We start from the raw sequence: 25,519 nt of genomic DNA, 5'->3' as shown, positions 1-25,519 counted from the left end.
CCCATGACTGAGCGCCCCTACACCGACGTTGCCGTGATCATGCGGTGCGAGCACATCGACAACCGCTGGCAGCCCTGGCGGTGGTCGCTGGCCGAGGTGGTGATCAACGAGCCCGCCTTTGGCACCGAGCCGCGCCAGATCCTCCGGGACGAGCGCGAGCAGCGCTGGTTGTTCCCGGGGTTTCGGGCAGAGCTGTTTCGCGACGACGCCGAGGGTTATCACCTCAACCTCACTTCGCCCGCCCCGTGCTGGTTTGTGATGTGGCGCCGCGATGACGACCCTGGCACTGGCGAGATCCCGCTGGCCCGCCCCGTGGCCGTGAGCCTGAGCTACCACGACGCAGGCCGCTGGCTGGACGCGCAGGAAACCGTGGAACAGGTGCCCGCAGCGCCCGAGGTGGTGGAAGCGCTGCGCGCCTTTGTGGCCGAGCACTACCAGCCCGAACCCAAACGCCGCAAGCGGCCGGACAGTTTCCGCACGCTGCAAGACCGGTTTGGTAACCCTGCATCTGTGTCCACTGAAAAAACGCGTGGTGGAGGTGGCGGTCATGGCTGACGGGTTCCTGGGCCGCTGGTCGCGCCGCAAGCAGGAGGTGCGCGAAGGCAAGCCGGTGGAGGAACCTCCACCACCCGTTCCGTCGTTGCCTCCGGCCGCGTCTTCGTCGTCACCGCCTGCCCCATCCTCCGTGGCAGCTGGCTCCCCCCCCACCGCCGCAGAAGGCGCTGGGCCCGCTGCAGAAGCTCCCCCGCCACCCACGCTGGCCGATGCCCAGGCGCTTACGCCGGCATCCGATTTCAAGGCCTTTGTGGCCCGCGATGTATCGCCCGAGGTGCGCAACCTGGCCATGAAGAAGCTCTTTGCCGACCCGCACTTCAATGTGATGGATGGCCTCGATATCTACATCGGCGACTACACCCAGCCCGACCCGCTGCCCGAAGGCATGCTGCGCAAAATGGCCAGCGCCCATGCGATGGGCTTTTTTGATCACGAAAAGAAGGCTGATGCAGCGCCTGATGTTCCGGTCGATGGCGCCGCCGTAGAAGCCAGTGCAGACGCAGAAGCAATAGCCCCTGCCCTTGCTCAGCCTCGGGATGATGCGGAGGGGCACGCCCGCGCAGACGTGGCACAGTCCGGGGTATGCAACGCTATTCCTAGCGCCCCCTCCAGCGAGCTTGAGATGGCCACCCGCGCCCATAAGGATGCGGTGGCCCTGCCAGCCAGCCACACAGAACATGACCACGACGCTCATCTGCGACTGCAACCAGACGATGCCCCTCAACGCGAAGGCGTTGGGCGCGGCGCTGCATGAAGACCTGACACTCCACTCCACCCTGTGCCGCCGCGAGGCGGGGGCCTTTCAAAAGGCCATCCAGTCGGGTGACGATGTGGTGGTGGCTTGCACTCAGGAGCAGCGCTTGTTTGGCGATCTGGGCCAGCAGACCGAAGGCGCGGTGTCGCCCATCCGGTTTGTGAACATCCGCGAAACCGGTGGCTGGTGCCGCGATGCCGCCAAGGCCAGCCCCAAGATCGCCGCGCTGCTGGCCGCCGCCCGCCTGCCTGATCCACCGCCCGTGCCCACGGTCACTTACAAGAGCACGGGCCGCTTGCTCATCATCGGCCCCCTCGACCAGGCCGAACAGGCTGCCGCCCTGGTGTCGGATGTGCTGGATGTGACCCTGTTCACCCAAGGCCCCGGCAATGCGGGTGGTGCGCAGGCGCGGCGTTTTCCCGTGCTGGGTGGGCGCATTACGGGCCTTACCGGCTGGCTGGGTGCGTTTGAGCTGCAGTGGAAGGCCGACAACCCCATTGACCTGGACCTGTGTACACGCTGCAACGCCTGTGTGGCGGCCTGCCCCGAGAACGCCATCGGCCTCGATTACCAGATCGACATGGCGGCCTGCAGCTCGCACCGCGACTGTGTGAAGGTGTGCCAGGTGGCGGGTGCCATCGACTTCACCCGTGACGCCACGGCGCAGACCGAGCGCTTTGACCTGGTGCTCGACCTGCGTTCGCCCACCGCCACGCCCACCTTCTTGCAGCACGCGCTGCCGCAGGGTTACCTGCGCTGGGACGGGCGTAGTGATGGGGTCAATATGGCCACGCTGCTGAAGCTGCGCGAGCTGGTGGGCGAGTTCGAAAAGCCCAAGTTTTTTGTCTACAAACAAAAGCTTTGCGCCCACAGCCGCAACGAAACCGTGGGCTGCAATGCCTGCGTGGACATCTGCTCGGCCGAAGCCATTGCCAGCGACAAAAGCCGTCAGCAAATCAAGGTGAACCCCAACCTGTGTGTCGGCTGCGGCGCCTGCACCACCGTGTGCCCCACGGGCGCGCTGACCTATGCCTACCCCAGTGCGACCGAGCAGGGCACCAAGCTCAAAACCCTTTTGTCCACCTACGCCGCTGCAGGTGGCAAGGATGCTGTGCTGCTGCTGCACAGCCAGGAGCGCGGACAGGCGCTGGTGGAAGAGCTGGGTCGTGCCGCCCAGTTGAAACTGGCGCAGGGCGTGCCTGCCAATGTGATCCCGGTGGCGCTGTGGCACACCGCCAGCACCGGGGTGGACCTGTGGCTCAGCGCCATTGCCTACGGCGCTTCGCAGGTAGTGTTGCTGACGACACAGGAGGAAGCACCGCAGTACCTCGACGGCCTGCAGGCACAGATGGATGTGGCGCAAGCCATCTTGCGGGGCCTGGGCTACACGGGCACCCATGTGCAACTGCTGCGCGCCACCCATCCCACCGAGCTGGACGCCGCCTTGCAGGCCCTGGGCCAGACTCGCCAGAAGACCCCGGCCGTGGCCGCGCGCTTTGCCGTGGCGCAGGAAAAGCGCAGCACGCTGGAGATGGCTCTGGACCATCTCATCGAGCAGGCCCCGATATCTGTGGCCGAGCGACCTGCAGCCATTGCCTTGCCCGCAGTGGGGTCGCCGCTGGGCACCATTGAAGTCAACAAGGACCGCTGCACCCTGTGCCTGAGCTGCGTGAGCGCCTGCCCGGCCAGTGCGCTGCAGGACAACCCGCAGCTGCCGCAACTGCGCTTTATCGAAAAGAACTGCGTGCAGTGTGGCCTGTGTGTCACCACCTGCCCGGAAGACGCCATCACCCTGCAGCCGCGCCTGCTGCTGGCGCCGGAGCGTGCGCAACTGCGCGTGCTCAACGAGGCCAAACCCTGGGCCTGTGTGCGCTGCAGCAAGCCCTTTGGCACCGTCAAGGCCATCGAGGCCATGCTGGGCAAACTGTCGGGCCACGCGATGTTCCAGGGCGACGCGCTGGAGCGCCTGAAGATGTGCAGCGACTGCCGCGTGATTGACCTGTATTCCTCCCAAAGCGAAACGAAAGTGACGGACCTGTGAGCGCCCAACCTGCTTCTTTGACCCCCCCTGGCGGCAGCTCTGCGCTGGATGAGGAAACGGCACGCGCCGAACTCTATGGTCTGCTGTCGCAGCTGTACTACGCCGCGCCCAGCGCCGAGTTGTTGTCTGCCTTGCGGGTAGCCGTGACCGAGGCACCCGCCGACGGCGCCTTTTTGCAAGAGCCTTGGCAGGTGCTGGTGGGTGCGGCCCGCGAACTGAGCGATGCCGCCATCGCGCAGGAGTTCGACCGTCTCTTTGGCGGTGTGGGCAAGCCCGAGGTGTTTTTGTATGGCTCGCATTACCTGAGCGGTTTTCTGAATGAAAAGCCATTGGCCCGTTTGCGCACCGACCTGGATCGGCTGGGACTGGCACGCGACGATTCCATGTCCGAAACCGAAGACCACATCGCGTACCTGTGCGAGGTGATGCGCTACCTGATCGCGGGGGATGACGTAGCTGTCTGCAACCTGACGGCACAGCGCGACTTTTTTGCAACGCATGTGCAGCCCTGGGTTTTGCAGTTGTGTGATGCCCTGGCTGCCCAACCGCAGGCGCGCTTTTATGCAGCGCTGGCCCAGTTCACACGGGCCTTCGTGTCGGTGGAGGCCCAGGGCTTCGACATGCTCGACTAACCTCTGGGAGGCTCGAAAAGCCTGCTCAGGTTGCTACAAAAGATGAGTGTCTTAGTGGGAGGTGTAAAGCTCGATTGCAGGCTTTTACACACTGACATAGACTGTATGAATTCCGTTTCATAGCTGCCAGCCATTCTGGAGACAAGCATGCAGAACCGCCAGCCCAATTCCTCACGCCGGAGCTTCTTCTCCGGCGCCGCCACCGTAGGGGCTGCAGCCGCAGCCGTCGTGGCACTCCCCCATGTAGTTCCCTCAGATGCCGTCGTGCCTGAACCCGCTCGGGTGGCGCCAGAAAAAGGCGGTGGCTATCACCTGTCTGCGCACGTGAAGCAGTACTACAAGACCACCCAACTCTGAAGCGGGGCGTGCCATGTTGCTAACCAAGAAGTCCTCCCACGCTGCGCAGGTCGCATCGTCTCCTTTTGTGCACAGCTTGCGCCGTGGCCTGTCGCAGGCGCTGCCCACGATGGACCGCCGCTCGTTCCTGCGCCGCTCCGGCCTGGGAGTGGGCGTAGGTATTGCGGCGTCGCAGCTCACGCTGGTCAAAAAATCCAATGCTGCCGAGGGTGCCAAGGTGGGCATCGGCGACAGCAAGATCGAAGTACGCCGCACCATCTGCACCCACTGCTCGGTGGGTTGTGCGGTGGATGCGGTCGTCGAAAACGGCGTGTGGGTGCGGCAAGAGCCTGTGTTCGATTCGCCCATCAACCTGGGCGCCCACTGCGCCAAGGGTGCGGCACTGCGTGAACACGGCCACGGCGAATACCGCCTGCGCTACCCCATGAAGCTCGTCAACGGCAAGTACGAGCGCATCAGCTGGGACACGGCCCTGAACGAAATCACGGCCAAGATGAAAGAGCTGCGTGCCGCCAGCGGCCCGGATAGCGTGTACTTCGTCGGCTCGTCCAAGCACAACAACGAGCAGGCCTATCTGCTGCGCAAGTTTGTGAGCTTCTGGGGCACCAACAACTGCGACCACCAGGCGCGCATCTGCCACTCGACCACCGTGGCGGGCGTGGCCAACACATGGGGCTATGGCGCCATGACCAACTCGTACAACGACATGCAAAACAGCAAGGTCGCTCTGTACATCGGCTCCAACGCGGCCGAGGCCCACCCGGTGAGCATGCTGCACATGCTGCACGCCAAGGAAACCGGCTGCAAGATGATTGTGGTGGACCCACGCTTCACCCGCACCGCAGCCAAGGCCGACGAGTACGTGCGCATCCGCTCGGGCACCGACATCCCGTTCCTCTTCGGCCTGCTGTACCACATCTTCAAGAACGGCTGGGAAGACAAAAAGTACATCAACGACCGTGTCTATGGCATGGAGAAGGTGCGCGAGGATGTGCTGGCCAAGTGGACACCCGACAAGGTGGAAGAGGCCTGCGGCGTCAAGGAAGACCAGATGTTCAAGGTCGCCAAGATGCTGCACGACAACAACCCTGGCACCATCGTGTGGTGCATGGGCCAGACCCAGCACACCATCGGCAACGCCATGGTGCGTGCCTCGTGCATTTTGCAACTGGCACTGGGCAATGTGGGAAAAACAGGCGGCGGCACCAACATCTTCCGCGGCCACGACAACGTGCAAGGTGCCACCGATGTCGGTCCCAACCCCGATTCGCTGCCCGGCTACTACGGCCTGGCCGAAGGCTCGTGGAAGCACTTCGCCGCAGTCTGGGGGGTTGACTTCGAGTGGATCAAAAAGCAGTACGCATCGCCCGCGATGATGACCAAGAGCGGCATCACCGTATCGCGCTGGATCGATGGTGTGCTGGAGAAGAATGAGCTGATCGACCAGGACTCCAATCTGCGCGGCGTGTTCTTCTGGGGCCATGCGCCCAATTCGCAGACCCGTGGCCTGGAAATGAAGCGGGCCATGGACAAGCTGGATCTGCTCGTGGTGGTGGACCCGTACCCCTCGGCCACCGCCGCCATGGCCGCCATGCCCGGCAAGGCCGAAGACCTGAACCCCAACCGTGCGGTGTACCTGTTGCCAGCCGCCACGCAGTTTGAAACCAGTGGATCGTGCACGGCCTCCAACCGCTCCATCCAGTGGCGCGAGAAGGTGATCGAGCCGCTGTGGGAGAGCCGTTCGGACCACATGATCATGCACCAGTTCGCTGAGAAGCTGGGCTTTGCAGCCGAGCTGTCCAAGAACTACAAGATGCAAAAGGTCAAGGGCATGGACGAGCCCGTGATCGAAGACATCCTGCGCGAAATCAACAAGTCGGTCTGGACCATTGGCTACACGGGCCAGAGCCCCGAGCGCCTGAAGGCCCACATGCGGAACATGCACCTGTTCGATGTGAAAACCCTGAAATCGAAGGGTGGCAAGGACAAGGAAACCGGCTACGACTTTGGGGGTGACTACTTTGGCTTGCCATGGCCCTGCTACGGCACGCCGGAGCTCAAGCACCCTGGCTCGCCCAACCTGTACGACACCTCCAAACACGTGATGGAAGGCGGCGGCAACTTCCGCGCCAACTTCGGCGTCGAGAAGGATGGCGTCAATCTGCTGGCCGAGGACGGCTCGCATTCTGTGGGCAGCGAGATCACCACGGGCTACCCCGAGTTCGACCATGTGCTGCTGAAAAAGCTGGGCTGGTGGGACGACCTGAGTGACGCCGAGAAGGCCAAGGCCGAAGGCAAGAACTGGAAGACCGACCCTACTGGCGCGATCATTCGCGTGGCCATGAAGCATGGCTGCCATCCGTTTGGCAACGCCAAGGCCCGCGCTGTGGTGTGGAACTTCCCCGATGCCATTCCGCAGCACCGCGAACCGCTGTATGGCACCCGGCCCGACCTCATGGCCAAGTACCCCACCCACGACGACAAGAAGGCCTTCTGGCGCCTGCCCACGCTGTACAAGAGCGTCCAGGAGAAAAATGTGGCGGACAAGGTGCACGAGAAGTTCCCGCTCATCCTCAGCTCTGGCCGTCTGGTCGAGTACGAAGGCGGTGGCGAGGAAACCCGCTCCAACCCCTGGCTGGCCGAGCTGCAGCAGGAGTCGTTTGTCGAGATCAACCCCAAGACTGCCGCAGACCGGGGCATCCGCAACGGCGAGCGTGTGTGGCTCAGCTCTCCCACTGGCGCACGGATCAACGTGCAGGCCCTGGTCACCGAGCGCGTGGCGCCCGATACGGTGTGGATGCCGTTCCACTTCTCGGGCCGCTGGCAGGGCGCGGACATGCTGGCTTATTACCCCAAGGGCGCGGCGCCTGTGGTGCGCGGTGAAGCCGTGAACACCGCAACGACGTATGGCTACGACAGCGTGACCATGATGCAAGAAACCAAGACCACGATCTGCAACGTGGAACGCGCCTGATCGCGCCACGCAAGGAGACACACATGGCACGAATGAAATTCATCTGTGACGCAGAGCGCTGCATCGAATGCAACGGCTGCGTGACCGCCTGCAAAAACGAACACGAGGTGCCCTGGGGCGTGAACCGCCGCCGCGTGGTCACGCTCAATGACGGTGTACCGGGCGAAAAATCCATCTCGGTCGCGTGCATGCACTGCAGCGATGCACCCTGCATGGCTGTTTGCCCCGTCAATTGCTTTTATCGCACCGAAGAAGGTGTGGTGCTGCACGACAAGGATGTGTGCATTGGTTGCGGCTATTGCAGCTACGCCTGCCCCTTTGGCGCGCCGCAGTTCCCTTCGTCCGGCACCTTCGGCGTGCGTGGCAAGATGGACAAGTGCACCTTCTGCGCCGGTGGCCCCGAGGCCCACGGCAGCCAGGCCGAGTTTGAAAAATACGGCCGCAACCGCCTGGCCGAGGGCAAGCTGCCCGCCTGCGCAGAAATGTGCTCCACCAAGGCCCTGCTGGCCGGTGATGGCGATGTGGTGGCAGATATCTTCCGCAACCGTGTGGTGCAGCGTGGCAAGGGCGCCGAAGTGTGGGGCTGGGGCACGGCCTATGGGTCACAACAGGCAGGCCAGCCTGCAGGAGGCAAGTCATGATGATGAAGCGTCTTGTTCATTCGGCCCTGGCCGCCGCTGTGGCGCTGGTGGCGCTGACCGCCTGTGGCGAGAAGCCGCAGACCGGCGCGGGCATCCGTAGCGATGCAGCTCCCTATGCAGGTACGGGCAGCAATTTCATGCAGCCCGGCTGGAAGGCCGGAGACAAAGCCGGTTGGGAAGCGCAGTTGAAGGCGCGTCAGCTGTACGGCCAGAACGAATACACCCGCACCCAGTCCAAGTGAGGCCCGCCATGAAACACATCATGTGGTCCCTGGCTTTGGCGGCGGGATGTGCCTGGGGGCCAGCGGGTGCCCAGGCTCCGGCAGCGCCAGATGCCGCCGCGCCTGCGGTCACGGCACCGGCTGCTCCCGCAGCGACCGGCGGCATTCAAAGCCAAAACATTTTCGAGGTCAAGCCAGACGCCAGCGCAGACCCCAAATACGCCGAGCAGACCAATGGCGAACGCGCCAAGGTACAGCCCGGCAACAACGCGCCCATGTGGCGCCAGGTGGGGCAGGGCGTGACGGGCTACAGCAGCCTGCCTAAAAGCCAGGCGCCCGAGGCGGGCAACCTGATCCAGCCGTTCGTGCAGTACCCAGGCTCGCGTTTCACCAACGCAGGCGAGGCATGGCGCCAGGTGCGCAACCACTGGATCATTCCTTACGGTGCGGCCTTGTTTGCCATCGTGTTGTTGGCGTTGGGCATCTTTTACTTTGTCAAAGGTCCGCTGGGGCATGAACACCCTGACGGCACCGGAGCCCGCCGCATCGAACGCTTCACACCTTTCGAGCGTGCTGCGCACTGGTCCAATGCCTTTGCGTTCATCGCGTTGGCCATCTCTGGCATCGTCATGGCGTTTGGCAAGTTCTTCCTGCTGCCCATCATGGGGGCCACGCTGTTTGGCTGGCTTACGTATGCGCTCAAGAACGTACACAACTTCATGGGACCGCTGTTTGCTGTCTCATTGCTGGTGATCATCCTTACCTTCGTCAAGGACAACATCGCCAACCGGGCCGACTTTGTGTGGCTGTCCAAGGGCGGCGGCATGCTGGGGGGTGACCACCAGGTTCCTTCCCACCGCTTCAACGCCGGCGAGAAGGGCCTGTTCTGGTGGGGTATCACCATCCCCGGCATCTTTGTGGTGGCCACCGGCTTGGTGCTCGACAAGCTCATTCCTGGCTTTGGTGACGTGCGCGGCGACATGCAGATCGCCCACATGATCCACGCCACCCTGGCGATCTGGATGATGGCGCTGATCTGCGGCCACATCTATATGGGCACGGTGGGCATGCGCGGCGCCTACAAGGCCATGAGGACGGGGTACGTGAGCGAGGGGTGGGCCAAGGAGCACCACGAGCTTTGGTACGACGACGTGCAAGCGGGCAAGATTCCCCGCCAGCGCAGCGCCAATCCATCCGCAGCCGATGCTGCAGCTACACCATCTGCGGGCCAGCCCGCGCAGGTATGAGGTTTCGCACCATGATGCAATTTTCTCGATCTTCCCTGCTGGCGTTGTGCGCGGCCAGCGTCTGTACCCTGGCATCGGCCAAGCTGCCTGCGCCTTCACCGGAGGCTGCCGCCAAAGCTGCAGAGGCGGCGGCCAAAGCCGCCTGGGCCGGCAAGGTGGACAACTACAAGTTGTGCCTGTCACAAGACCGTGTGGCGGCCCACTACCGCAAAACCACGCCAACAGCCAAGCCTGCAACGGCAGCAGGCGCTGCGTGCACCGACCCCGGCCCCTTCGCCTACACACCGCCCGCTGCCAAGCCCATTGAAGCGGCGGGTGCCCATTCGCCACCGGGCACGGCCAGCAGCCCACCCAGCACGCTGGCACCTGCCGCAGCTGCGTCAGCGCCCAAGTCCTGACGCCAACCACTGTCCCGCCGTCAAAAAGAGCCGCGCCCACTTGGTGGAGCGCGGCTTTTTTGTGGTGGTCGCCGTACGTGCTTTTCCCCGATTCAGATGCCCCATGCCCCGCCTTGGGGAGAGGTACTGCGTATATTCGCCCCATGTCTCTTTCATCACCTTCCGCCTCCCCGGCTGCGCCCGTGCTGCCGCGCCTGACGCAGGCGCATGCGCCCCTTACCCACAGCGTGGAGGTCGTGAACGAACTGGGCGAGCGCGAGCAGGTACAGATCCCCGCCGAGCGGCCGCTCACCATCTATGTCGACAAGCGTGAACTCGTCACCCTCATGACCCTGGGCGCGCAGCCGGAACTGCTGGTGCTGGGCTATTTGCGCAACCAGCGGCTGGTGGAGTCTGTGTTCGACATCGAATCCATCACCGTCGATTGGGAGGTGCACGCCGCCGCCGTGCGCACGCGCCACGGCATCGCCCGCATTGAAGAGCGCACCGCGAGCAAGGTCGTCACCACCGGCTGCGGCCAAGGCAGTGTGTTTGGCGGGCTCATGGACGAGGTGGACCGCATCACCTTGCCTGAGGCACGCCTGACACAGGGCGAGCTGTACGGCATCGTCAACGCCATCCGCCTCAAGGAAACCACCTACAAGTCCGCAGGCTCCGTGCACGGTTGCGCCTTGTTCCGGGGGGAGGCGCTGCTCACCTTTGTGGAAGATGTGGGGCGCCACAACGCCATCGACACCATTGCAGGGTGGATGTGGATGAATACAGATGGCAAGGGACCGGAAAGTGGCGTTTCCTCCACGCTACCCGGCGGCACGCCTGCAGAAAATGCCGCTTCGGAGAGTCTGCACGCGCCCATGTCCGGTGCAGACAAGGTGTTCTACACCACGGGCCGACTCACCAGCGAAATGGTCATCAAATCCGCGCAGATGGGCGTCCCCATCGTGGTGTCCCGCAGCGGCATGACCCAGATGGGACACGCCGTAGCGCAGCAACTGGGCCTGTGCGCCATCGGGCGCGCCACCAATCGCCGGTTTGTCTGCTACAGCGGTACAGATCGGCTGGTGCTGCAGCCGGAGCTGGCGCAAATACCCGTCGTACCGGTGGCCAGGGGCGGAGCTGGAACTGCCTCCTGAGGAGGCGGGGCCGTGTGACGGGGTGTCACGCGATTTCGGGAAACACCGCAGTCCGAACTACCGGCTGGTGGTTGAAAGAATCCGCTCCCGCAATGGCATGATCGCCCCATGAAAGACCTGAACGCCAAGAGCGCCTGGGCCGATACCCTGCCCAGCCAGTGGGGGCCCGAGTCCGCCAAGATCGAAATTCCCTTGGGGGAGCAGCCGCCCGCGCCGTCCACCGGCCCAACATCCATCATCGCCCCGGCTCCCGCCAAGTTGTCCCTGTGGGACTGGATGCGTGAAGGCCTGCGGGCCGCGTTGTTCCTGTCGCCGCGCACTGCTGCTGCAGCGCCTTCACCCTGGCAGGTGCTGGTGCTATCGCTGCTGGGTGGCGCGTTGCTGGTGGGGGCTGCGCGGTTTCAGGTGGCGGGGCCTGTGCAGTTCAATCTGCGGGGCTGGCTGGCGCCGATGTGGAGCAGCCTGGTGCTGATGTGGCTGGCCTGGTGGGCCATGGCCCCGGCTCAGCGTGCGGCGGCACAAGAGCCCTCGGCGGGTGATTCGGGGCCTTCGGGCGGGCTGGCGGCCTGGTATGTGTTGTCGGCGTGGGCTCCGCTGGCGCCTTTGTTGCTGCTGTATGTCTTGATGGGGGCCGTGGCGCACAAGCCAGACCTGTGGGGCGGGGCGGTGGCTGGCAATGTTTTCTGGGTGGCCTATGGCGTGCTCACGCTGTGGGTGCTGGCCACGCTGGTGGTGGTGAGTGCACGCTTCATCCGCTCGCGGCTGCGCACGGCCATCTTTTCGGTGGCGATGGCAGCCGTGATCGGGGTGGGCATGTGGCAGTTCCAGGACCAGCCCTGGGAGCTGGACGCCTTGGCCGCTGCATCTGCCCAGTCGGGCGAGGAGGGACAGGCACAACCGGAGCCCGCGCACCTTGTGCTCTCGCAAGCAGTCTTTGAGAACCAGCAGGTGCTCTGGGATCGGCAAGTGCAGGCCCTGCCTGCTGGCCGCGATGGCGTGGTGGATGTCTATGGGCTCGTGTTCGCCCCCTACGCCAGCGAAAACGTGTTCCGGCGTGAAAGCACCATGGTCAGCACGCTGCTGCAAGAGCGCTTTGACGCCCAGGGCCGTGTGGTTCACCTGCTCAACCACGCAGAAACCGCAGACACCCATGCCTGGGCCACGCCGCAGAACCTGCAGCGTGCCATCGCTGCGCTGGCCCAGCGCATGGACCGTGACAGCGATGTGCTGGTGATCTACATGACCTCGCACGGTGCGCGCAACCATGAGCTGGCGGCCTCGCACTGGCCGCTGGAGGTGCCCCCCGTCACGCCCGAAATGCTGCGCGCCATGCTGGACGAGGCGGGCATCCGCCACCGCGTGATTGCCGTGTCGGCCTGTTTCTCGGGCGGCTGGATCGAGCCCTTGGCCACCGACAGCAGCCTCATCATGACCGCCGCCGATGCCACGCACACGTCATATGGCTGCGGCACGCGCTCCGAGCTGACCTTCTTTGGCCGGGCGGTCTTCCACGAACAGCTGCGCCAGACACATTCGTTCACCGAAGCCTTTGCCAAGGCCGTCCCCGTGATTGCGCAGCGCGAGGTGGAGGCGGGCAAGCAAGACGGCTTCTCCAACCCGCAGATCCATGTGGGCGCGCAGATTGTGCCGGTGCTGCGTGCGCTGGAGCATCGCCTGCAAACGGCAGAGGCAGAAGGCAGCGCGGAGGCCCAGGTGGCCGCAGCGGGCGCAAAGCCCTGAGCTTCGCCAGAGCGTTCCATTTGCGCTAAGGTTCTGCGCCATGAACCTGTCTTTTTTACGCTTGGGCTGGCGCACCCTGGCCCGTGACCTGCGCGCGGGCGAGTTGCGGCTGCTGATCGTGGCCGTTACGCTGGCGGTGGCAGCCCTCACGTCGGTCGGTTTTTTTGCCGACCGCCTGCAAAGTGGCCTGCAGCGCGATGCCTTGCAGCTGCTCGGCGGCGATGCCGTAGTGGCCAGCGACAACCCCACGCCCCCCGCCTTTGTCGAGCAGGCCAAGGCCCTGGGCCTACAGACCGTGACCACGCTGGGCTTTCCGACCATGGGTCGCGCCAGTGACGCCCAGGGCGGCGCCAGCAAGCTGGTGGCGCTCAAAAGCGTGCCCCCGGGCTACCCGCTGCGTGGCAGCCTCAAGGTGGCAGACGCCCCCGGCGCGCTCGACCAGCCCACCCGCGACATCCCGGCGCGCGGCGAGGTGTGGGTGGATGCCCCGCTGCTCGAATCGTTGAACCTGGCCATGGGCGACATGCTGCTGCTGGGCGATTCGCAGCTGCGCATTGCACGCATCATCGTGATCGAGCCCGACCGCGGCGCCGGTTTCATGAGCTTCGCCCCACGGGTGATGGTGAACGAGGCCGACCTGCCCGCCACCGGCCTGGTGCAGCCCGCAAGCCGCCTGACCTACCGCTTCGCCGTCATCGGGTCGGCCCCTGCGGTCAAGGCGTTCAGCGAATGGGCTGTTGCCGAATCGAAAAAGCCCGACGTGCACGGCGTGCGCGTGGAGTCGCTCGAAAGCGGCCGCCCGGAAATGCGCCAGACGCTGGACCGCGCGCAGAAATTCCTGAGCCTGGTGGCCCTGCTGGCAGCGCTGCTGTCGGCCGTGGCCGTGGCCCTGGCCGCGCGCGGCTTTGCGGCCGAGCACCTGGATGCCTCGGCCATGCTGCGGGTGCTGGGCCAGAGCCAGCGCACCATCGCGGGCGCCTACACGGCCGAATTTGCGTTGGTGGGCCTGTTTGCCAGCTCATTGGGCGTGGCGCTGGGCTATCTGGTGCACTACGCCTTTGTGCTGCTGCTGGCGGGCCTGGTCGAGTCGGCCCTGCCGCCGCCCAGCCTGTGGCCTGTGGCGTTTGGGCTGGGCATGGGGCTCACGCTGCTGTTTGCCTTTGGTCTGCCCCCTGTGCTGCAACTGGCCCAGGTACCGCCGCTGCGGGTGATCCGGCGCGACGTGGGCGGGCTCAAGCCTGCCTCGCTGGCGGTGCTGGGCATTGGGGTGGCAGGCTTTGCCGCCTTGCTGCTCACGGTCAGCAGCGACATCACGCTGGGCCTGATTGCCGTGGGTGGCTTTGCCGGGGCGGTGGCCCTCTTTGCCGGGCTGTCGTGGGTGGCGGTGAAGCTGCTGCGTAAAAGTGTGAACGAGGCCACCGCGCCCCGCTGGCTGGTACTGGCCACACGGCAGATTTCTGCGCGACCGGCCTATGCTGTGGTGCAGGTGAGCAGCCTGGCCGTGGGGCTGCTGGCGCTGGTGCTGCTGGTGCTGCTGCGCACCGACCTGGTGGACAGCTGGCGCAAGGCCACCCCGCCCGATGCGCCCAACCGTTTTGTGATCAACGTGATGCCCGACCAGGCCGACGCCTTCCAGCAGACGCTCAAGGACGGTGGCGTGGCCAAGTACGACTGGTACCCCATGATCCGGGGCCGCCTGTTGGCTGTGAACGGCAAACCCGTGGGCCCGGCCGACTACACCGACGACCGTGCCAAGCGCCTGGTGGACCGTGAGTTCAACCTGTCGAACGCCGTGGAGGCACCGCCCCACAACCAGGTGGTGGCCGGTGCCTGGACGCCGGGCGAAGAGGGCGCGATCAGCGTCGAAGAAGGCATTGCCGAAACCCTGGGCCTGAAGATGGGCGACCGCCTGCTGTTCGACATGGGCGGCGTGCAGAACGAGGCACGCATCACCAGCCTGCGCAAGGTGGACTGGGGCTCGATGCGGGCCAACTTCTTCGTGATGTACCCCGTGGCCACAGTCAAGGACGTGCCCGTGACCTACCTGGCGGCGTACCGTGCGCCCGAGACCAACGGCTTTGACAACGGTCTGGTGCGCCAGTTTCCCAACATCACCAACGTGGACATGGGCGCCACCATTGCCCAGGTGCAGCGCGTGCTGGAGCAGGTGATCCGCGCGGTCGAATTCCTGTTCGCCTTCACCCTGGCTGCTGGGCTGGTGGTGCTGTTCGCCGCCGTCACGGCCACGCGCGAAGAGCGTGCTCGCGAATACGCCATCATGCGCGCCGTGGGCGCCCGCGCCAGCCTGCTGCGGCAGGTGCAGCGCGCCGAGCTGATGGGCGTGGGCCTGCTCGCGGGCTTTCTGGCCAGCGCCGTGGCGGTGGGCGTGGGCTGGGCGTTGGCGCGCTTTGTGTTCGACTTCACCTGGACGGCTGCCCCCTGGGTGCCCCTGGCGGGCGCCGTGGCGGGGGCCGTGCTGGCGCTGGCTGCGGGCTGGTGGGGCCTGCGTGAGGTGTTGCTGCGCCCGGTGGTCGATACGCTGCGGCGCTCGGCAGAGTGAGCAGGTGCATGGCCTTGGCCTGTGTTGTAGTTGATTTGCTATATTTTCGATAGCTTTTTGCGCTTTATGGATAAGCGCTAGGGCCTGTTTTGATATGAATTCTGATACCCCCCAAGCTGGTAGCGAAGGCACCGAAGCCGTGGCTGCCGTCATCCCCTTCGAATGGATCGGTGGCGAAAGCCGGGTGCGCGCTCTGGTCGAGCGCTTTTACGACCTGATGGACCTGGAGCCAGGCTATGCGGAGCTGCGGGCCGCCCACGGCAGCGACCTGGGTCAGGCGCGGCAAAAGCTGTTCATGTTCCTCTGCGGCTGGCTTGGCGGCCCCTCGTACTACACCGACCAGTTCGGCCACCCCCGGCTGCGCGCGCGCCACATGCCGTTTTCTATCGGTATCAAGGAGCGCGACCAGTGGGTGGCTTGCATGGACCAGGCCATGGGCGAGACCGGCGTGCCCGCAGACCTGCGCGCGCGCTTGAAGGAGAGCTTCATGGGCACGGCCGACTGGATGCGCAACAAGGGCGTTTGACAACCGCTGGGGTTTGGTGGGCGTGCATCCGCTGTGCTGTGCGCTGTTTTTTGAGAAAAGGAGCTGTTTTTTATGTCCCGCGATGCCCGTTTTCAGGAACAGGCCCAGGCCCTGGGCTACAGCTTCGATGGCGAGATCAAGATCGGCGGCAACTACGTGCCGCTGGTCCGCGATGGGCACCACATCTACCTGAGCGGCCAGATCCCGCGCGTGGGCGACACCGTGGTGGTCACAGGTGCGGCCGGCGCAGATGCGACGCTGGCCCAGGCGCAGACGGCGGCCAAGGTGTGCGTGATGCGCGCGCTGGCCCTGCTGCAGCGCGCGCTGGGCTCGCTCGATGCGCTGCAGGCTATCCTGCGCATCACCGTGTATGTGCAGTCGGCGCCCACATTCACGCAGCAAAGTGAGGTGGCGGACGGCGCTTCCGAAGTCTTGTTCACCGTGCTGGGCGACGCCGGGGCACATACGCGCACGTCGGTGGGCGTGCTGCAACTGCCCAAGAACGCGACGGTCGAGGTGGACCTGATCGCCACCGTGGCACCCGCGGCTCTCTGACCACCCAGCACCAGACGCCAGGGACCAGGCGCTGCGCACGTACCCTGGCAGAAACCGTAGGAGAGCCCGATGACCATGACGGAACCTGTTCACCGTGGAAGCTGCTTGTGCGGCGGCGTGCGCTACGAGACCACCGCACCTTTGCAGGCCGCCTCGCATTGCCACTGTTCGATGTGCCGCAAGGCGCATGGCGCGGCGTTTGGCAGCTATGCCAGCGTGCGGCGTGAGCACCACCGCTTCGTCCAGGGCCAGGCGCTGGTGCGCACCTACCAGTCTTCGGCCCAGGTCACACGCACGTTCTGCTCGGTGTGTGGCTCGCCCCTGCTGTGGCACAGCGAGGGCGCCCACGCCGACTGGGTGGCCGTGCCGCTGGGCACGCTGGACACGCCCTACGACACGCCGCCCCAAAAACACATCTACGTGGACTCCAAAGCCCCCTGGGTGGTGATCGGGGATGGCTATCCGCAAGAGCCGCAGGGGTAGGGGCCATGGCGGTCAGAGACCTTGTTGATCAGGACCTTCCGCAGGTGTATGCCTTGCTGGTTGCGCACGGCTGGTCGCACCGGCTAGGCACCCTGTCGAAGTTCGAGGCGCTGGTGGCTGCGTCGCAGTGCAACCTGGTGGCGCTGCACGGGGACGAGGTGGTGGGCTATGCGCGCGCCATTACTGACGGGCTGAGCAATGGTTATTTGTCCATGCTGGTCGTGGCCCCTGCGTTTCGGGGCCGGGGGCTGGGGCGCGCGTTGGTGCAACAAGCATTGGCCAAGGCGCCCGCAGCCACCTGGGTGTTGCGCGCTGGCCGTCCAGGTGCATCCGAATTTTTTGCGAGAATGGGTTTTGCCCCGTCGGCGATTGCAATGGAGCGCACACGCTCCACCTGACACGCTTGAATCCCATGAACCACCCGCGTTTCCATGTTTTTGGCCGCATCGTCGAGGTGCGGCGCGAAGGTGCGCTGTGGCAGGCCTACCGCGTGGGCGCTGATGGTAAACGCACACCCTCAGGCTTTGTGATCCCCGACTTTGTCGAAGAACATGAACTGGCGCAGTTCCTCGAAGACCTGTTTCACGAAAGTGCTTCCCCGCACAACGGCGACGTGCACCGCATCGACTGACATCCTGACGACGGGGTGCCGCGTCACACCGCTGTCAAACCCCTGCCAGACACTCGGTCCCTTCTTTCACCCAGGGACTGTTCATGTCTGCGCGCACTCCAATCCATTCGCTTCTTTCTTCGCACATGTCGCGCCGCGTTGCCGCGCTAGGCATGGTGGCACTGGCGGCTTCGCTGGCTGCTTGCGGTGGCAGCGACGACAGCAGTAACAATGCGGGCGCCACGGCCACGCTGGCCGTGCTGGAGACCACCGACCTGCACTTCAACGTGCGCAGCTACGACTACTTCAAGCTGGCCGAGGACAAGAGCTATGGCTTTGAGCGCACGGCCACGCTGGTGCGCGCCGCGCGCAAGGAGTTTGCCAATACGCTGCTGGTGGACAACGGCGACACCATCCAGGGCACGGCGCTGGCCGACTACGAAGCCACCATCAACCCCATCCCCTGCACGCAGCAGCTGTCGATGTACAAGGCCATGGGCTCCCTGGGCTTTGACGCGGGCACCCTCGGCAACCACGAATTCAACTACGGCTTGCCCTTTCTGAACCAGGTGCTGGGCGGCGGCCTGGATGTGGACGGCGTGGATGGCTCCAAGAAGTGCGCTGGCGCGGGCTTCCCGGTGGTGCTGGCCAATGTGGTCAGCAACAAGACCAAGAAGCCGCTGGTGCAGCCCTACACGTTGCTGGAGCGCACCCTGGTGGCCAAGAGCGCGGATGGCAAGGACGTGATGCTGCCCATCAAGATCGGCGTGATCGGCTTCACCACGCCGGGCATCATGAACTGGGACAAGCGCTACCTCGAAGGCAAGGTCACTACCGAAGGCGCGGTGGAGGCGGCCAACAAGTACGTGCCCGAACTGCGCGCCAAGGGCGCTGACCTCGTGGTGGCGCTGCTGCACGGCGGGCTGGACGGCGCGGCGTATTCGCCCACCATGGAGAACCCCGGCCTGTACCTGTCGAAGGTGGCTGGCATCGATGCGATGGTGATGGGCCACCAGCACGGCGTGTTCCCCGACACGGCGGCCATCCCCGGCTTCAAGCTGCCGGGGGTGGACCACAAGGCGGGCACCATCAACGGCGTGCCAGCGGTGATGGCCAGCTCCTGGGGCAAGGCCTTGGGTGTGGTGCAGCTCGCGCTGCAGTGGGATGGCACCAAGTGGGTGGTCAACAAATCCGCCAGCAAGAGCGAGTTGCGCAACATCCAGAGCAAGAACGCTGCGGGCACGACGGTGACCGTGGATGCCGACCCTGCCATCGCCCCGCTGATCGAGACGCAGCACCAGGCCGCGATCCAGTACGTGAAGACGCCCATCGGCCAGACCGACTTCCGCATGAGCACGCTGTTTGCCGATGTGGGTGACCCGGGCGCGATTCAGATCGTGAACCAGGCCCAGCAGGCCTATGTGGCGGCCTATGTCAAGGCCAACCTGCCGCAGTATGCGCAGCTGCCCGTGCTGTCGGTGAGTGCGCCGTTCAAGAGCGGCTTCCAGGGCGGCGCCGACTACACCGACGTGGCCGTGGGCCCGCTGGCCATCAACAACGCAGCTGACCTCTACCTGTACCCCAACACGGTGTATGCGGTGAAGGTCAATGGTGGCGACATCAAGAACTGGCTGGAGGCCGCCGCCAAGCGCTTCAACCAGATCGACCCTGCCAAGACCGGCGAGCAGCAGCTCATCAGCACGTTCCCTGGGTACAACTTTGACATGTTCACCACCGCCGACGTGCAGTACGAGATCGACGTGACGCAGCCCGTGGGCAGCCGCATCAAGAACTTGAGCTACCTGGGCAAGCCCATCGACGTGGCGCAGGAGTTTGTGATCGCCACCAACAACTACCGCGCCACCAGCGGCAAGAGCTTTATCGACAAGCTCGATGGCTCGGGCACCATCTGGGCCTCGCCCGACGCCAACCGCGACGTGGTGATCGACTACATCCGCAAGAACCCGGCGGTGACCCGCGTGGCCAACGGCGCGGCCAAGAGCTGGCGCTTTGCCAAGGCCACGGCGGCGGGCCCGGTGGTGTTCAGCTCGGGCGCCAATGCGCTGAGCGTGGCACAGGCGGGCGGGCTGGCCAATGTGTCGCTGCTGGCGGCCGATGATGGATCGGGCAAGGGCACGTCGAAGTACGCGATCGACCTCTCGAAGTAAGTCTGGACGGACACAAATACCGCTCTTGGAGACAAAGTGTTACGTGTTAGAGTGACCGCCATGGTGGAGCAGGCTCCTCTATTGGGGGCTCATTGCCCGCCATTCTCTTTTTGGAGTCACTATGAACCGAACCGCTATCCGCCGCTGGGCCTGTGCTGGCCTGGGGTTGTTTTCCTCTTTGGCAGCGCTGGCGCAGCCGGCTTCCGGCGGAGTCATCAGCTTTGGACTGAGTTCCTCGATCCCCACGTTGTCTGACTTGGGGATGCTGGCTTTGGTGGGTGCCCTGGGATTGCTGGCTTGGAATGCCTTTCGGCGCCAGGGGCAGAGAGGCAGGTTCTACTCGCTGCTGGCGGCAGCCGTGGGGGTGACCCTGGTGCTGGGCGGTGTCTTTGGTGCACGCAATGCGTACTCGAACGGCAGCATTGATGCGGCCAACTACATCGGGTCCTCGTACAACTTCCCCGCCAATATTGATGAGGTGGTCTACAACTCCGGGGATGAAGATGTGTTGATCCTGAGCATCCAGGCAACCCCCGGTTACACCATCGTGACGCCAAATACCTTGCCCCAGTGCCAGGTAGGTATGCGGATCCCTGCCCACAGCGCCATCCCCTTCTGCTACGTCCGGGTGCAGGGTGCTCCGGTTTGACCGGAAGCTTACGGCCAAATTCTGGAAGCGTGCCGTGCGGGTGATGCTGTAGTACTTGCTATGAAATAGATAGCTACCAGTGCTTTTCTGTAAAGCGCTAGGCCCTATTTCCGCAGCATCTTCTGCGCCGAGCGTAGCAGGACCACCAACGCACCTGCTCCACCTTCATCCCCCCGGGCTTGCACAAAGGCCAGGACTTCGTTCTTCTGCACCAGCCAACTGTGCACCCGGCCTTTGAGGACCGGGCTCTTTCCCGGTGAGCCCAGGCCCTTGCCGTGCACCACGCGCACACAGCGCAGGCCGGTCTTGTGGGCGTGGCGGATGAAGTCGCCCAGCGCCTCGCGTGCCTCGTCCACGCGCAGGCCGTGCAGGTCCAGCTGGCGCTGGATGCTCCAATGGCCCGCGCGCAGGCGGCTCGTCACCTCCACGCCGATGCCGGGGCGGCGGAAGCTCAACTGGTCGTCCGTGTCCAGCAGCGTGGTCACGTCAAAGTCGTCGCTGATGGATTCGCGCAGCACGCGCTCTTCATCCAACCAGTGCTGCACGGGCAGCGGCGGGGGCTGGTGCTTGCGCAACCGCGCCACGTTGGGGTTGCGCAGTGGCGTGACGGGGCCCACGCTGCGGCTGAAGAGGTGGCGCTCGGCCTCGGCCCGGGCTGCTGCTTCACGCCGGGCTTTGTCTTCGGCCTCGCGGCGCTCCTGGTCTTCGCGCAGGCGGCGGGCCACGGTGGCCAGGTCCTGCAACTGGGTGATGCGTTCGCCTGCCCGGCGAGGGGCAGGTGGTGCACGGCGTCGGGGCGGTGCCGGGTTGTCGCCGATGGAGGGTGGCGCGGGGGCATGACGGACAGGCCGCATCGCCGCCTTGGCCGCAGCCTTCTTGTCGGCCAAACCTGCGCGCCGGGCGGACCGGGGCACGGCGGTGGTGGTGGGGGCAGGGGCAGGCTGGGCGGCGCCCATAGGGCCTTCGGAGCCGCGCGCAGCGCGTGCCAGCGCGGCGTGTAATGCCGTCGTCGGGTGGGCCGGTGCGGGCGCAGGCGCAGTCACACCAGGCCCTTTTCTGCCATCGACAACGCCTGGCCCGGCGCCACGATCACGTGGTCGAGCACGCGCACATCCACCAGCGCCAGCGTGGTCTTCAGGGTCATGGTCAGCGCCTCGTCGGCCCGGCTGGGTTCCACGCTGCCGCTTGGGTGGTTGTGGGCCAGCACCACGGCGGCCGCCTGGTGGTGCAGGGCGCGCAGCACCACCTCGCGCGGGTACACGCTGGTCTGCGTGAGCGTGCCGCGAAACAGCTCCTCCAGCGCCAGCAGGCGGTTTTGCGCATCGAGAAACAGCACCGCAAACACCTCGTGCCCCTTGGCCGCCAGGTGCAGTTGCAGGTAGTGCTTGACGGTGTCGGGCGAGTCGAACACCTCGCGTTCGCGCAGCTGCTGGGCCAGGGCGCGGCGGGCCAGCTCCAGCACCGCCACCAGCTCGGCGCGCTTGGCGGGGCCCAGGCCCTTGATGCGCTCCAGGTCGGCCGCGCTGGTGTGCAGCAGGCCGGCAATGCCGCCAAAGCCGCCGGTGATGGCGCCCGTGTCCGGGTCGATGCCGGGCGGGTCCAGCAGCTCCTGCGCCATCTGCAGCACGCCCTTGCCCACGATCCCCGTGCGCAGCAGGATGGCCAGCAGCTCGGCATCGGCCAGGGCGGCGGGGCCTCGCGCCAGCAGTTTTTCGCGGGGCTGGGCGTCGGCGGGCAGGTCTTTGAGGGGCATGGCGCGAGGGTCTTTGACGCCTGTCAGGGAGTGACGGGCGTAGGGCTTTGCCCGGTTTTCTACAATGCAGGCCAGTTTATCGGGACTTTCATGACCTCTATCGATGCCTCCGTTCCCACCGTCCAGCCGGGCTCTTTCCTCACCTTGCATTACCGTCTGGCGGGCCCTGCAGGCGATGTGATCAACACCTTTGCCGACAAACCCGCCACCCTGTCGCTGGGCACGGGCGAGTTGTCGCCCGCCATGGAGCAGCGCCTGCTGGGCCTGGCCGAGGGCACGCGCACCACGTTCGAGCTGCCTGCGGGCGAGGCCTTTGGTGAGCGCAACCCCGACATGCAGCAGTGGGTGGCGCGCAAGCTGATGAACGAGCTGGGCGACCCCGACGAAAAGTACAACGTGGGCGACGTGGTGCAGTTCCCCACGCCCGACGGCCAGGGCAGCTACGCGGGGGCCGTGATGCAGGTGCGTGACGACGGCGCGGTGCTGTTCGACTTCAATCACCCTCTGGCGGGCCAGCCGGTGACCTTTGAAGTGCAGCTGATCGGGATCCTGTGATGCAGGCGCCGCAAGAGATCCTGCTGGCCGAGCCGCGCGGGTTTTGCGCAGGGGTGGACCGCGCCATCGAGATCGTGGAGCGCGCCATCCAGAAGTTTGGCGCCCCCATCTACGTGCGCCACGAGATCGTGCACAACACCTACGTGGTCAACGACCTCAAGGCCAAGGGCGCGATCTTCATCGAAGAGCTGTCGGACGTGCCGCCCGGCGCCACGCTGGTCTTCAGCGCCCATGGCGTGAGCAAGGCCGTGCAGCAAGAGGCCGTGGCGCGTGGCTTCAGCATTTTTGACGCCACCTGCCCGCTGGTGACCAAGGTGCACGTCGAAGTGGCCAAGCTCGCCAAAGAGGGCTACGAGTTCATCATGATCGGCCACAAGGGCCACCCCGAGGTCGAGGGCACCATGGGCCAGCTCGACCATGGCATCCACCTGGTGGAAGACGTGGAAGACGTGGCCCGGGTGCAGCCGCGGCAGACCGAGAAGCTGGCCGTGGTCACGCAGACCACGCTGAGCGTGGACGATGCGGCCGAAATCTCTGCCGCCGTGCGCGCGCGCTTTCCCAGCGTGCGCGAGCCCAAGCAGCAGGACATCTGCTACGCCACCCAGAACCGGCAGGACGCCGTCAAGGTGCTGAGTCCGCAGGTGGATGTGGTGATCGTGGTGGGGAGCCCCACCAGCTCCAACAGCAACCGCCTGCGCGAGCTGGCCGCCAAGCTGGGCACCACCGCCTACATGGTGGACAGCGCCGAAGAGCTGAAAGGCGAATGGTTTGATGGCCTCGCCCGCGTGGGGCTGACCGCCGGAGCCTCGGCGCCGGAAATTCTGGTGCAGCAGGTCATCGACCGCATCAAGGCGCTGGGTGCTGTGTCGGTACGCACCATGGCGGGCATCGAGGAAACCATCAAGTTCCCGCTGCCCAAGGGGCTCAAGATCGATGCGACCACCGGCTTGAGCATCACCGAACGCACGCCAGAGACCGGGCCTGCGGGGCATTGATTTGGGGCAGCGGGCGCCTCATGGGAAGGTGTTTGTTGGTTTTTGCTTCTTAATTGATAGCTGCTAGCGCTTGATAGATAAGCGCTAGGGCCTGATTTGAATCCTATTTTGTCGCCGTGCAGGATGGGTTGCGCTACAGCGCCATCGCAGGCCCGCTCCACAAATCCAGAGGTGGGTCCGCCGCCACCGCGCGCAGGATGTCGGTGCGGGAGATAAAACCCGACAGCACGCCCGCCTCGTCCGTCACCGGCAGGCCGGGCAGGCCCGTGTCCAGCAGCACGGCGGCCACGCGGCGCAGCTCGGTGTCGGGCGACACGGTGGGCACGGGGCTCACCATCACTTCGGATACCGGGCGGCGCGCCAGGTCGATGGCCTGCTTGACGGCACCGGGCTCGGGCAGCAGGTCCAGCGGCGCCATGTCGGCCCGCAGCAGCAGGCCAATCACGCGGCCCAGCGCATCCACCACCGGCGCCTGCGCCACCTTGTGCTCGGCCAGGGTCTGCCAGGCATCGTTCACGCGCACACCGGGCGCCACACTCACGCCACCGGTGGTCATCACGTCGCTCACCTTGGTCAGCGGCTGGCGGGCGGTGGCCTGGGGGCCTTGTTCGGTTTGCGCATAGGCGCTCACGGCGTCGTGCATGCGCAGGTTGACGATGGCGGCAGGTGCGGCCGCGCTGGCATCGGCCGCAGTGGGACGGGGCGAGGCCGTGAAGATGGGCCCCGGCTGGCCATCTTGCGCGTCCATGGCCCGCGTGCGCAGGGCCTGCGGGCGCTGCACGCTGCGCACCGCAGAAATACGCGCCAGGTTTTCGGGGCCACCCCGGTACATCTGGCCCGACGGGCCGAACACAAAGAACATGCTTTTTCTCCTGCGCGCAGGCCGACCACCGCGTTGGGGTGGGGGCTGCTCTGCCCATGTTATCGGCAGTTGTGCGGCGCGCGTGCAGTCAGCGTTGTGTCTGCATGTTGCGGGCAACCCCTACACTGCCCCTTCTTCTGACCCCACCAGCTTCACCGGAGCCCCCGCATGATCGACCGCGCCGCCATCGCCGCCGCCCGCCACCAACTGGCCACCCAGCCTGATTTTTTGCGCACCACGCCGCTGATGCGCGTTTCTGGCAAGTCCCTGGGCGTGGATTGCGCCGAGGTCTGGCTCAAGCTGGAGCACCTGCAGGTGGGCGGCAGCTTCAAGGCGCGCGGCATGTTGTACCGCCTCCTGGCCAACCCGGTGCCCGAGAGTGGTGTGATCATTGCCTCAGGCGGCAACGCCGGAATTGCCGTCGCTGCTGCCGCCAAGGCGCTGGGTGTGCGCTGCGAGGTGTTTGTGCCCGAGGTGTCGCCCGAGGCCAAGCGCGCCCGGCTGCGCGCGCTGGGCGCCGAGGTGGTCGTCACCGGCGCTGCCTATTCACAAGCCTTCGAGGCCTGCGTGGCCCGCCAGAAGGCCACCGGCGCGCTGCAGGCCCACGCCTACGACCAGCCCGAGGTGGTGGCCGGTGCAGGCACCTTGGCACTGGAGATGGAAGAGCAGGGTGGCCGTCTGCCCGACACGGTGCTGGTCAGTGTGGGCGGCGGTGGCCTCATCGGCGGCGTGGCCGCGTGGGTGGAGAGCCGCGCCCATGTTGTTGCGTTGGAGCCAGAACTTGCGCCCACCCTGCACGCGGCGCGCGCCGCAGGCCAGCCGGTAGATGTGGATGTGGGTGGCGTGGCCGCTGATTCCCTCGGCGCGCGCCGCATCGGCGCCATTGGCTGGGAGGTCAGCCAGCGCCATGTGCACGATGCCCTGCTGCTGCCCGACGACGCCATCCGCGCCGCCCAGCTGTGGCTGTGGAAAGAGTTGAAACTGGCCGTGGAGCCCGCGGCCGCGCTGGGTTTGGCGGCGTTGCAGATCGGTGCCTACAAGCCCCAGCCGCAGGAAACGGTGGCCCTCATTCTCTGCGGCGCCAACTTCGACCCGGCAATCCTTGCCTGA

26 protein-coding genes are annotated in these 25,519 nt (G+C 65.5%); 23 read left to right on the top strand and 3 right to left on the bottom strand.

What is annotated here, in order from left to right; translation table 11 throughout:
* The first annotated feature begins 3 nt into the window (after window positions 1-3).
* The 20 genes from ACSQ22_RS22535 to ACSQ22_RS22440 all read left to right on the top strand — a co-directional run bounded on the left by ACSQ22_RS22535 (window position 4) and on the right by ACSQ22_RS22440 (window position 20,244).
* Window positions 4-555, top strand: a complete 552-nt coding sequence (locus tag ACSQ22_RS22535) for a DUF3305 domain-containing protein (RefSeq protein ID WP_121507325.1) — start codon at window positions 4-6, stop codon at window positions 553-555.
* Window positions 548-1,309, top strand: a complete 762-nt coding sequence (locus tag ACSQ22_RS22530) for a DUF3306 domain-containing protein (protein WP_436131599.1) — start codon at window positions 548-550, stop codon at window positions 1,307-1,309. The genes ACSQ22_RS22535 and ACSQ22_RS22530 overlap by 8 nt, the downstream gene beginning before the upstream one ends.
* Window positions 1,269-3,350 carry a 4Fe-4S binding protein gene (locus tag ACSQ22_RS22525; protein ID WP_436131643.1) on the top strand — a complete coding sequence of 694 codons (2,082 nt, stop codon included), beginning with the start codon at window positions 1,269-1,271 and terminating at the stop codon, window positions 3,348-3,350. Before ACSQ22_RS22530 ends, ACSQ22_RS22525 begins: the two co-directional genes overlap by 41 nt.
* Window positions 3,347-3,982, top strand: a complete 636-nt coding sequence (locus ACSQ22_RS22520) for a TorD/DmsD family molecular chaperone (protein WP_121421029.1) — start codon at window positions 3,347-3,349, stop codon at window positions 3,980-3,982. Before ACSQ22_RS22525 ends, ACSQ22_RS22520 begins: the two co-directional genes overlap by 4 nt.
* 147 nt (window positions 3,983-4,129) lie before the next feature.
* Complete coding sequence (locus ACSQ22_RS22515; RefSeq protein WP_436131598.1) at window positions 4,130-4,339, top strand: twin-arginine translocation signal domain-containing protein; 210 nt, start codon at window positions 4,130-4,132, stop codon at window positions 4,337-4,339.
* A 13-nt stretch (window positions 4,340-4,352) separates the two neighbouring features.
* Complete coding sequence (locus ACSQ22_RS22510; RefSeq protein WP_121421028.1) at window positions 4,353-7,313, top strand: formate dehydrogenase subunit alpha; 2,961 nt, start codon at window positions 4,353-4,355, stop codon at window positions 7,311-7,313.
* 23 nt (window positions 7,314-7,336) lie between these two features.
* On the top strand, window positions 7,337-7,954 hold the full coding sequence (fdh3B, locus tag ACSQ22_RS22505; RefSeq protein WP_108616030.1) for a formate dehydrogenase FDH3 subunit beta: 618 nt from the start codon (window positions 7,337-7,339) through the stop codon (window positions 7,952-7,954).
* Window positions 7,954-8,196, top strand: coding sequence for a hypothetical protein (locus ACSQ22_RS22500; RefSeq protein ID WP_055402825.1), 243 nt, complete (start codon window positions 7,954-7,956; stop codon window positions 8,194-8,196). The genes fdh3B and ACSQ22_RS22500 overlap by 1 nt, the downstream gene beginning before the upstream one ends.
* A gap of 8 nt (window positions 8,197-8,204) precedes the next feature.
* Entirely contained in the window at window positions 8,205-9,422 is a 1,218-nt protein-coding gene (locus ACSQ22_RS22495) for a formate dehydrogenase subunit gamma (RefSeq protein ID WP_436131597.1), read from the top strand.
* Window positions 9,423-9,433: 11 nt separating this feature from the next.
* On the top strand, window positions 9,434-9,820 hold the full coding sequence (locus ACSQ22_RS22490) for a hypothetical protein (RefSeq protein WP_121422843.1): 387 nt from the start codon (window positions 9,434-9,436) through the stop codon (window positions 9,818-9,820).
* A 143-nt stretch (window positions 9,821-9,963) separates the two neighbouring features.
* A complete protein-coding gene (locus tag ACSQ22_RS22485) occupies window positions 9,964-10,953 on the top strand; it encodes a formate dehydrogenase accessory sulfurtransferase FdhD (protein WP_436131596.1) in 990 nt (329 codons plus the stop codon).
* A 108-nt stretch (window positions 10,954-11,061) separates the two neighbouring features.
* Window positions 11,062-12,693: a C13 family peptidase gene (locus ACSQ22_RS22480; RefSeq protein ID WP_436131595.1), complete on the top strand. Its 1,632-nt coding sequence runs from the start codon at window positions 11,062-11,064 to the stop codon at window positions 12,691-12,693.
* A gap of 40 nt (window positions 12,694-12,733) precedes the next feature.
* Complete coding sequence (locus ACSQ22_RS22475) at window positions 12,734-15,253, top strand: ABC transporter permease (protein WP_436131594.1); 2,520 nt, start codon at window positions 12,734-12,736, stop codon at window positions 15,251-15,253.
* A 94-nt stretch (window positions 15,254-15,347) separates the two neighbouring features.
* Window positions 15,348-15,779, top strand: coding sequence for a group II truncated hemoglobin (locus tag ACSQ22_RS22470; RefSeq protein ID WP_055402812.1), 432 nt, complete (start codon window positions 15,348-15,350; stop codon window positions 15,777-15,779).
* A 72-nt stretch (window positions 15,780-15,851) separates the two neighbouring features.
* Entirely contained in the window at window positions 15,852-16,334 is a 483-nt protein-coding gene (locus ACSQ22_RS22465; RefSeq protein WP_436131593.1) for a RidA family protein, read from the top strand.
* A 75-nt stretch (window positions 16,335-16,409) separates the two neighbouring features.
* Window positions 16,410-16,817, top strand: a complete 408-nt coding sequence (locus tag ACSQ22_RS22460; protein WP_436131592.1) for a GFA family protein — start codon at window positions 16,410-16,412, stop codon at window positions 16,815-16,817.
* 5 nt (window positions 16,818-16,822) lie between these two features.
* Window positions 16,823-17,215, top strand: coding sequence for a GNAT family N-acetyltransferase (locus ACSQ22_RS22455; RefSeq protein WP_228898553.1), 393 nt, complete (start codon window positions 16,823-16,825; stop codon window positions 17,213-17,215).
* A gap of 14 nt (window positions 17,216-17,229) precedes the next feature.
* Window positions 17,230-17,448 (top strand): DUF7661 family protein, encoded by a 219-nt coding sequence (locus tag ACSQ22_RS22450; protein WP_121507315.1) that lies wholly within the window; start codon window positions 17,230-17,232, stop codon window positions 17,446-17,448.
* Window positions 17,449-17,573: 125 nt separating this feature from the next.
* On the top strand, window positions 17,574-19,595 hold the full coding sequence (locus ACSQ22_RS22445) for a bifunctional 2',3'-cyclic-nucleotide 2'-phosphodiesterase/3'-nucleotidase (protein ID WP_436131591.1): 2,022 nt from the start codon (window positions 17,574-17,576) through the stop codon (window positions 19,593-19,595).
* Between the two features lie 121 nt (window positions 19,596-19,716).
* A complete protein-coding gene (locus ACSQ22_RS22440; RefSeq protein ID WP_436131590.1) occupies window positions 19,717-20,244 on the top strand; it encodes a midcut-by-XrtH protein in 528 nt (175 codons plus the stop codon).
* 104 nt (window positions 20,245-20,348) lie between these two features.
* On the opposite strand, the gene ACSQ22_RS22435 is transcribed toward ACSQ22_RS22440, so the two are convergent.
* Both ACSQ22_RS22435 and radC read right to left on the bottom strand, forming a co-directional pair.
* On the bottom strand, window positions 20,349-21,098 hold the full coding sequence (locus ACSQ22_RS22435) for a Smr/MutS family protein (RefSeq protein ID WP_121422842.1): 750 nt from the start codon (window positions 21,096-21,098) through the stop codon (window positions 20,349-20,351).
* 185 nt (window positions 21,099-21,283) lie between these two features.
* Window positions 21,284-21,997: a RadC family protein gene (radC, locus tag ACSQ22_RS22430; RefSeq protein ID WP_121421017.1), complete on the bottom strand. Its 714-nt coding sequence runs from the start codon at window positions 21,995-21,997 to the stop codon at window positions 21,284-21,286.
* Window positions 21,998-22,087: 90 nt separating this feature from the next.
* Here radC and ACSQ22_RS22425 point away from each other — a divergent pair, with 90 nt between their 5' ends.
* Both ACSQ22_RS22425 and ispH read left to right on the top strand, forming a co-directional pair.
* The gene (locus ACSQ22_RS22425; protein ID WP_121507311.1) at window positions 22,088-22,552 is read left to right on the top strand and encodes an FKBP-type peptidyl-prolyl cis-trans isomerase; all 465 of its coding nucleotides are present in this window, start codon (window positions 22,088-22,090) and stop codon (window positions 22,550-22,552) included.
* Entirely contained in the window at window positions 22,552-23,547 is a 996-nt protein-coding gene (gene ispH / locus ACSQ22_RS22420; RefSeq protein WP_436131589.1) for a 4-hydroxy-3-methylbut-2-enyl diphosphate reductase, read from the top strand. The genes ACSQ22_RS22425 and ispH overlap by 1 nt, the downstream gene beginning before the upstream one ends.
* A gap of 133 nt (window positions 23,548-23,680) precedes the next feature.
* Here the strand turns inward: ispH and ACSQ22_RS22415 are convergent, their stop codons facing one another.
* Window positions 23,681-24,409 (bottom strand): CBS domain-containing protein, encoded by a 729-nt coding sequence (locus tag ACSQ22_RS22415; protein ID WP_055402248.1) that lies wholly within the window; start codon window positions 24,407-24,409, stop codon window positions 23,681-23,683.
* Window positions 24,410-24,577: 168 nt separating this feature from the next.
* On the opposite strand from ACSQ22_RS22415, the gene ACSQ22_RS22410 reads away from it, so the two are divergent.
* Window positions 24,578-25,519, top strand: a complete 942-nt coding sequence (locus ACSQ22_RS22410) for a threonine/serine dehydratase (protein ID WP_055402251.1) — start codon at window positions 24,578-24,580, stop codon at window positions 25,517-25,519.

Origin of the sequence: Acidovorax sp. LjRoot38, assembly GCF_964252975.1 — a bacterium.
GTDB classification, from domain to species: domain Bacteria; phylum Pseudomonadota; class Gammaproteobacteria; order Burkholderiales; family Burkholderiaceae_C; genus Acidovorax; species Acidovorax facilis.
The sequence above is the reverse complement of the archived record's forward strand: the minus strand, read 5'-3'. Positions and strand labels throughout refer to the sequence as shown.